The organism is uncultured Campylobacter sp. (assembly GCF_938030785.1).
Taxonomy (GTDB): Bacteria; Campylobacterota; Campylobacteria; order Campylobacterales; family Campylobacteraceae; genus Campylobacter_B.
In genome coordinates this window covers 1-6,580 of sequence record NZ_CALHIK010000076.1, presented here as the reverse complement: position 1 = coordinate 6,580, position 6,580 = coordinate 1, and the positions used below count along the sequence as shown (strand labels likewise).

Genomic DNA, 6,580 nt, shown 5'->3' with positions numbered 1-6,580 from the left:
CCGCTATGATAAAAAACGCTCTGTACCCTAAAAGAGAGCTTCCCAAGAGCGAAACAACTATTTTTTGAAAATTTCTTTTTTCATAATGGGTCATTTTTTATCTCTTCTATTATTTCTATTATTGCCGTGATGTCGCCCATTAGAGCTTTGTAGCGGTTTTTGCGGCTTTGAATACACAACCATACCAGAGTATGGACTTAAGCGCTCATTGTAACTTTTAGCTCCTGAGAATTCGTTATTCTCTTGCCGATTATTTTTTACTTTGAAATACTCAGAATCCTTATTGTCTAGTTGCTGATATTGTAAAATTTTGGTAGGCTTATACTTCACGCTTGCCATCGCGCAAAGCTCCTTTAGTTGTTCTTTATTAAGCCAATTTGGTACAAATTCATTCATTTGCTTTTCAAATTCTTTTAGATACTCTTCTTGATTACAATCCAACACTTTTGGCGTAAGCTTTATATCAATTTTGCCGTAACCGTAAGGCTTTGCAAAGCCGATATTGTGCATAAATTGATCGCTTCTGCCGTGAAAAGTTATTGCACTTAACAGCGCTCCGATTTCGACCTTCTTAAGATTATGAAATACAATTTTGCCCTTGAAAACGCTATTCGCAGGAAGTGGTTTAAATTCGACAATCATATCTTTATTGCCGTTTCCAATACTTAATTTTTCTACGCCTTCATGCAAAGGATATCGTTTATAGCCTCTTATCCTGGCGGTTGCGTCCATAAGTGTTATATATTTACTGCCGTTTTGTTCTAAGTAGTTTGGATAATAGCTAGGATTTGGTGTGCCAAATATACCTCTATCGGTATTTTGTCCCTCAAATCTCTCGATTGTTGATTTAAAGTGTGAAAAATATACACGACCCTTTAAAGCCCTATTGCCTCTAACAGTTCCAAAAATCGTCTCGGCAAGGTCAAATTTCGCATCATCGCTCGCCTGCTTTGCCGCTTCGAAAATAGTTTTTTTGTAAGCGAGCTTGAAAAGCTGCGTTAAGCCGATAGCCATTTTATCCTTGTTATAAAAAACTGGTACCGGCATACCTTTGTTAAACTGCTTTTCCCAGAATTGACCATCTATTGATCCTTCATCATCAAAATAAACTTTTTTAAAATTCTCAAAAACACTCTTATCTAACTGGATCTTTTTACCATTTTTTGCAAAAACAAATTCATGTTTTTTATTTCCCATATCTCCAGTAAAAACTAAAATACCACTTCTTCCTTGCTTATCGAATTTGGCTCGTTTAATGGTTATATCTTGCCCTGATCTATTTTTTGATTTCTCATTATAAGGAGTAAAATTTATCTCTTTTAATAAGCCGAATTTTATATATTTTTCCTTGGCGGTTTCTAGTTTTTTTATATCTTTATAATTTGCGTCGCTATGTAATTTTATTGTTCGAATATCTATACATTCTTCTATTATATAACTACTACCATTTTTAACTAAAAAACCGCAACCGTCAGCCTGCCCGACTAAATTTTTTCTATCTGTCATATCCCTAACGCTAAGATACTTTTTATGTTTTCCTTCGTCTATGCGAATTTTACTAAAGCTCATTATCTCAAGCACGTTTCTTATCATGCCTTTTATGCTAGTTGCCGGGATGTAATACTCTTTACCGCCGTTTTCATTTATAGAGTGACAAAATTCGCTAGGGTTTTTGCTGTCTTTTATAAAAATAGGACTCTTGGTCGTTATCTCAAGCTCGATAACTCCGCTCTCGCCGTCTTCAAACGGCACGTCGTGGATATTTTTAAGAGCGTCCTCGCTAGCCCAAGACGGGTAGAAAATTTTATCGTTTAGTGGCACAAAATTATATGGAGCGGTTATCATTTTTTATCCTTTTCATCTTTTACAAAGCCTGCAAATACTGTTTTTTGTAGTTTTAATACTGGTAAATTTTTGCAAAATTCGTCATTTTCCTCTTCCCAAATTTGAGCTATTTTTATTTTGATATCCTTAAATTTGGCAGAAAAATCGGGTTTAAATTTAGAATAAAATTCCTGCACGTCAGGATTTTTCTCGGGATCTAAATTTACGCCCCCTAACTCCGTCTCATCAACAAACCAACCATCGTTTATCTGGCGGATGGAAACGCTTTTTTTAGAATTTACATTAAAAAAATGTGCTTCATAGATTAGCTCGTCTTCGCCTAGACTAGGAGTTCGCTCGCCCGCTAAAAACAGGTACTTCTCGTCGATTTTTTTGCCCATTAGCTGAATGTAGCCCTCGCAATCCCTTAAATTCTCATTTACATATTTTAAAATTTCGTCTTTATTTTTTCTCATCTGTTAGCTCCAGTCTTTTACCATTTTTCACGACTTCGCCTTTAAAAAATCCATACCCTTTGGTAGTTGCTCCGCCAAGCGGCAAATGTCCCTTAACCACATCGTTTAAAGTTATTTCAAACGCCATTAGCGAATCTTTCGATACATTATTTTTAAGCAAAATTTCTATTATAAATTCGTCTCTTTTTGCGACCACTTTTTCTTGAAACAAAGCGCTATCGATTGCTCCGCCCGTGAAGCGGTCGATGCTAACGTGTTCGAAAACCTTCGTATCTTTTGCTTCGTCGTAATCCCAAAAGCAATCGCTGATTAAAATTTTGCCTTTGGCGCCTTTATCATTTTTATTCTTTTCATAGCCAAAAATTTCCCTTACGGCTTCGTTTTCGCTGCCGACCTTGGTTTTTTCGCCGAATTGTTTATTAATTTTATTAAAATGAAACGCCGTTCGGTGCGATAATGCGCCTTTTACCGAGCTTGCCGGGATTAGAATTTTACGCTTACTAAGGCGCTCCTTTTTATAGTCGATCGCACTCTCAAGCACGGATGTTTGATCCGCGTCCTTGTCGCCGAATCCGCTTCCAAACATAAAGAAATCATCGGGCAAAATTTTAAGTTCGTATCTGATATGTCTTTTCAAATTACTGTCCGCTGCGCTATCGGGCATAAATTTTACAAACTCATCGGAGCTAAAATTTAAACTGCTAGAGTATCTGTCCGGCTCAAACTCACCCCATTTTATCTCTAAAATTCCAAGTGAGCCGAAACCTTTCGAGCTTCCGCCGCCAAGCCTTAGCGTAGGATCGCAAAGCAGATTTAAAATTTTCTTAAATTTATCTTCGCTTCCGTCAAACTCAAGCGAAAATTTAAATCTTGTACCTTTAAATACGACTTCTTCGTCAAATTTCCCCGCGTCTTTTGCCGTACCGTTTGCGCCTATGGCAACGTGATCTCTAATCGGCAAAATATCAAAATAGCGCAAAAACTCGCTCTTTTGCAAAAGCAACTCTTCGCAAACCTTGTTATTCTTATCGACGAGCAACAGAGCGTTTGAGATAATTAGTCTTGAGCCGAGTAAATCTTCGTCTTCTTGTTTATTTTCGTCTTTGCTTTCCTTTCCATTTCCGCCCCGACCCTTTTCCTCGCGCTTGGTTCCAAAAATTTTATTCGCGGCATCCTTGTCGGCATTATCTTCAAACGCCCTGCGCAAAATCCCTGCAACCTAAGTGCCTAAGATCATCGGCAAGCCGTTCCAATCTCTTTGCACCGGTGCATCCAAAAATAGATCATTTTTGCCGTCGCCAACTTTTAACGGAGTTTTGGCTTCTATGATGACGTGCACTAAAAATCTTTTCATTGCTTTTCTCCTGTGATTTTTGGCATTTGCATAGATAAGAACAAGGTAAATTTAAGCGGATCTCTACTTTTTGCAATAGCCTCCAAAAGCTGCTCTTTTTCATCGTTCCATCTTTCGGACATAACGCCTTTTGATATAAAATCATCAACTTCTTGGCAAATATTTTGATCCGTTTTGGTTTTGCAAAGCGCCCTTATCGCACCCCACTGTGAGTTTGAAATTTTGTTGAATTTATTTTTATGATCTCCTATAAATTTAGCTACCTCTTCGGCTGTTTCAAGAATTTGCTTCTTGGCAGTTTCCTTTTGCTGTAAAAATTTAGCCAGATCGCTTTGTATCGGCAAACTTGTGTGCGCCTGCTTCTCCTCTTCTTTCTCTTGAAATTTTATCGGCCGCTCTTGCACATCGCCACCATTTAAAAACCACGGGTTTATCAGCACTTCGCCAAAGCCTTCGCTCAGATACGCTCCGACACCGTTTTTTAGCTCGGCTACTTGCTCGCCCGTTAGCTCTTTTAGCGCAATCACGCTACCTTTATTTATGCAGGCTCGCTCATAATCTCTTGTGGCGCGAGCTCCGTTATAAGGGGTAAAATTTGAAATTCTAATCTGCGTCTTTTCGTAATCGACATTATTTGCGTCTAAATTTGGCAAAATGTATTTTACGTCGTAGCTCGGATTGCCGTTTTCGTCAATAAGCGCGAGGCGGGATTTAGCATAAACGAAAGTATATTTCTCCGGCGGCGTAAAGGTTTGAATTTTATCCGTATTTTCGCCGATAAATTTAATCTCTACCGCTCCATACTCCGCACTCTTCGATTTACCGAGTCTAGTTGAATGCTCCAATATTTCTTTTGCGCGGTTTATGTCGTCTTCGCTCACGCTAGGCTCAAATTTAACGCTAAATCGCCATTTCATTCCGGCTCTAAACGCCTCATAGCCGTACATTTGGCTATCCTTAGAGCGTCTTTTGCTTTTATCGTATGCGCTCTTTTGGGAAAAATCCAGATCCATGCTAAGCTGTTCGTTTCCTTCATTTATATAGCCGTTTCTCATTTGTTTTAGCTGGATAAAATCCTCAAATTTATCTCTATCACTAGCGTTATATTTGCAAAGTAAATGATGGTTATAAATTTTGCTACCATCAAGCTTCTCGTGAAAATACGAAAGCGGGATCTTAAAAAATTCTTTGCCATCTTTGATCGGCGAAGCGTCGCAAAATTTTACCGCACCGCTATGAAAGATTTTAAAAGGATCGCTAAATTCGCCGTATCTGCTAGCCGCCATACCCAAAAATGCGCTTCCCGGGATAAAATCAAGCGAGCTCATCTTGCCCTGCGTATTGGAGCTCGCCTGCAAGATAATAGGACTTTTGAAAGTTATCTCAAATTTAAGCTCTCTCATCATAGCTCCTTAACTTTAAATTCACATCTACCGAGACCTCGGTTGCGATTTAGCCCCATCCGCTTTACCGACTTAAGGGCACGGACTAAATTTTGGGCAAATTTATCATCTATATTTTCTATCCTTCCGATCAAAGTTATAGGCAGAACAACCTCTATATCTCTTAGAGATTTATCTGCCGCTATTCCGTTTTCATCGATCTTGGTAGCCGAAATGATTTCAAAAAGATTACTCTCTAATTCATTCGACGTTATTTCGGCAGCTATTTTTTCATCTATGATCGCACTACTAAAATAGCACTGTGCCTGCGTCGTATCGTCGTTATTTTCTTGCCCTACTTTACTGCCTCGAGAACCAAAGCACTTATCTATATCGCCCCGATCCCAAAACATCTCCGCCGCCTCGCGGACAAGTCCTTTTATGGTTTTGCCCGGCACATATGGAAGGCCTGCGGAGTCTTTTACCGCGTAGCTGTCAAGCGCCGCTCCGCCGCTAAGACCGCTGCTGACGTGCCAGTAGTCGAAAAATTTAAGCTCGTAATTTATCGTCATTTTTGCCCTCCGCTTTTTTATCTTCCGTACCCGAAGTAACGGACAGAAATTGCAATACGTCGTAAATCAGCGTTTTTTGCGCCCCGTCCTTTTCTAAAATCAAATTTCCGCACGATAACTCGCTGTAAAGAGCCTTCAGGGCCTTATCAAATTCGCCCCTATTTTCTAACATCTCATTTATTCTATCTAGCATAACTTTGGCTAATCTATCGTTTACGCCAAGTTCCTTTATCCACTCTCGCAGTTTGCCTTTGGGGCTGTTTTCGCCGCGATACATTTCGGTTAAATTTATAAAATTTTCTACCTTTGGCTCGTTTTCCGACTTGGTCGTATCGCCCAGATAATAAGGCCCGAAATCGTATCTGATTTCGCTAGCGTCTTCGCCATCGATCGCGCGCCCTTCTTTTTCGCCCCCGATCGTCAGTTCATCTTTTATAAATTTATCCCAGCTTTGGAAATTCGAGCTTTGGACGTTATGAAACATTAAGCAGCTTGGCGCTATGTCTTTTTCGGCATCATTTACGTAGCGATCTTTGCTGTGCTTTTTTGCGGCACCGCAAAGCTCCTCAGCTAGACCTGCCGCATAATGAAACGGGAATTTTTCGTTACAATAGGCAATCCCCGCGCACATCGTGAGTTTTTTCTCTATATCGCGCTTTTTATTGTCCGTTTCCTTCTCAAATTCCTCTATGAAATTTTTAGTAAATTCTAACGCTATGTCCGCATCGCAAACCGCCGTCATATCGTCGCCGCTTAAGATCAACTCTTTTATCCTCAGGTCAACTTTGCCAAGAGCGTCTTTTGTTTTTTCTTTGGCATTAACAAACGCAGCCTTTGTCGCCTCATCAAGCGCCTGCGAAAAATGAGCGATTACGCATTGGCTTTTGTTAAAATTTGATTAAATTGCACCGGTCCTCATAATCGAGCGCGGTAGCATGATATTACAACGATAGATATTTTCAAAATTTTATT

7 protein-coding genes are annotated in these 6,580 nt (G+C 39.6%); all 7 read right to left on the bottom strand.

Going from position 1 to position 6,580, the window contains the following annotated elements; all coding sequences use genetic code 11:
* Nucleotides 1-90: 90 nt before the first annotated feature.
* The 7 genes from Q0438_RS04180 to Q0438_RS04150 are packed head-to-tail and all read right to left on the bottom strand — an operon-like array spanning nucleotide 91 to nucleotide 6,371.
* Nucleotides 91-1,845 carry a TIGR03986 family CRISPR-associated RAMP protein gene (locus Q0438_RS04180; protein WP_299187702.1) on the bottom strand — a complete coding sequence of 585 codons (1,755 nt, stop codon included), beginning with the start codon at nucleotides 1,843-1,845 and terminating at the stop codon, nucleotides 91-93.
* On the bottom strand, nucleotides 1,842-2,300 hold the full coding sequence (locus tag Q0438_RS04175) for a TIGR04423 family type III CRISPR-associated protein (RefSeq protein ID WP_299187700.1): 459 nt from the start codon (nucleotides 2,298-2,300) through the stop codon (nucleotides 1,842-1,844). Before Q0438_RS04175 ends, Q0438_RS04180 begins: the two co-directional genes overlap by 4 nt.
* Nucleotides 2,287-3,507 carry an RAMP superfamily CRISPR-associated protein gene (locus tag Q0438_RS04170; RefSeq protein ID WP_299187698.1) on the bottom strand — a complete coding sequence of 407 codons (1,221 nt, stop codon included), beginning with the start codon at nucleotides 3,505-3,507 and terminating at the stop codon, nucleotides 2,287-2,289. Before Q0438_RS04170 ends, Q0438_RS04175 begins: the two co-directional genes overlap by 14 nt.
* Nucleotides 3,508-3,519: 12 nt before the next feature.
* The gene (locus Q0438_RS04165; protein WP_299187696.1) at nucleotides 3,520-3,654 is read right to left on the bottom strand and encodes a hypothetical protein; all 135 of its coding nucleotides are present in this window, start codon (nucleotides 3,652-3,654) and stop codon (nucleotides 3,520-3,522) included.
* Nucleotides 3,651-5,057, bottom strand: a complete 1,407-nt coding sequence (locus tag Q0438_RS04160) for a hypothetical protein (protein WP_299187694.1) — start codon at nucleotides 5,055-5,057, stop codon at nucleotides 3,651-3,653. The genes Q0438_RS04165 and Q0438_RS04160 overlap by 4 nt, the downstream gene beginning before the upstream one ends.
* Entirely contained in the window at nucleotides 5,057-5,608 is a 552-nt protein-coding gene (locus tag Q0438_RS04155) for an RAMP superfamily CRISPR-associated protein (RefSeq protein ID WP_299187691.1), read from the bottom strand. The genes Q0438_RS04160 and Q0438_RS04155 overlap by 1 nt, the downstream gene beginning before the upstream one ends.
* A complete protein-coding gene (locus Q0438_RS04150; RefSeq protein ID WP_299187688.1) occupies nucleotides 5,586-6,371 on the bottom strand; it encodes a hypothetical protein in 786 nt (261 codons plus the stop codon). The genes Q0438_RS04155 and Q0438_RS04150 overlap by 23 nt, the downstream gene beginning before the upstream one ends.
* Nucleotides 6,372-6,580 lie beyond the last annotated feature (209 nt).

Bases quoted from the DNA above. Each gene is read 5' to 3' on its own strand.
- Q0438_RS04160 (WP_299187694.1), bottom strand. From the start codon at position 5,057: ATGAGAGAGCTTAAATTTGAGATAACTTTCAAAAGTCCTATTATCTTG.
- Q0438_RS04175 (WP_299187700.1), bottom strand. From the start codon at position 2,300: ATGAGAAAAAATAAAGACGAAATTTTAAAATATGTAAATGAGAATTTA.
- Q0438_RS04155 (WP_299187691.1), bottom strand. From the start codon at position 5,608: ATGACGATAAATTACGAGCTTAAATTTTTCGACTACTGGCACGTCAGC.
- Q0438_RS04180 (WP_299187702.1), bottom strand. From the start codon at position 1,845: ATGATAACCGCTCCATATAATTTTGTGCCACTAAACGATAAAATTTTC.
- Q0438_RS04165 (WP_299187696.1), bottom strand. From the start codon at position 3,654: ATGAAAAGATTTTTAGTGCACGTCATCATAGAAGCCAAAACTCCGTTA.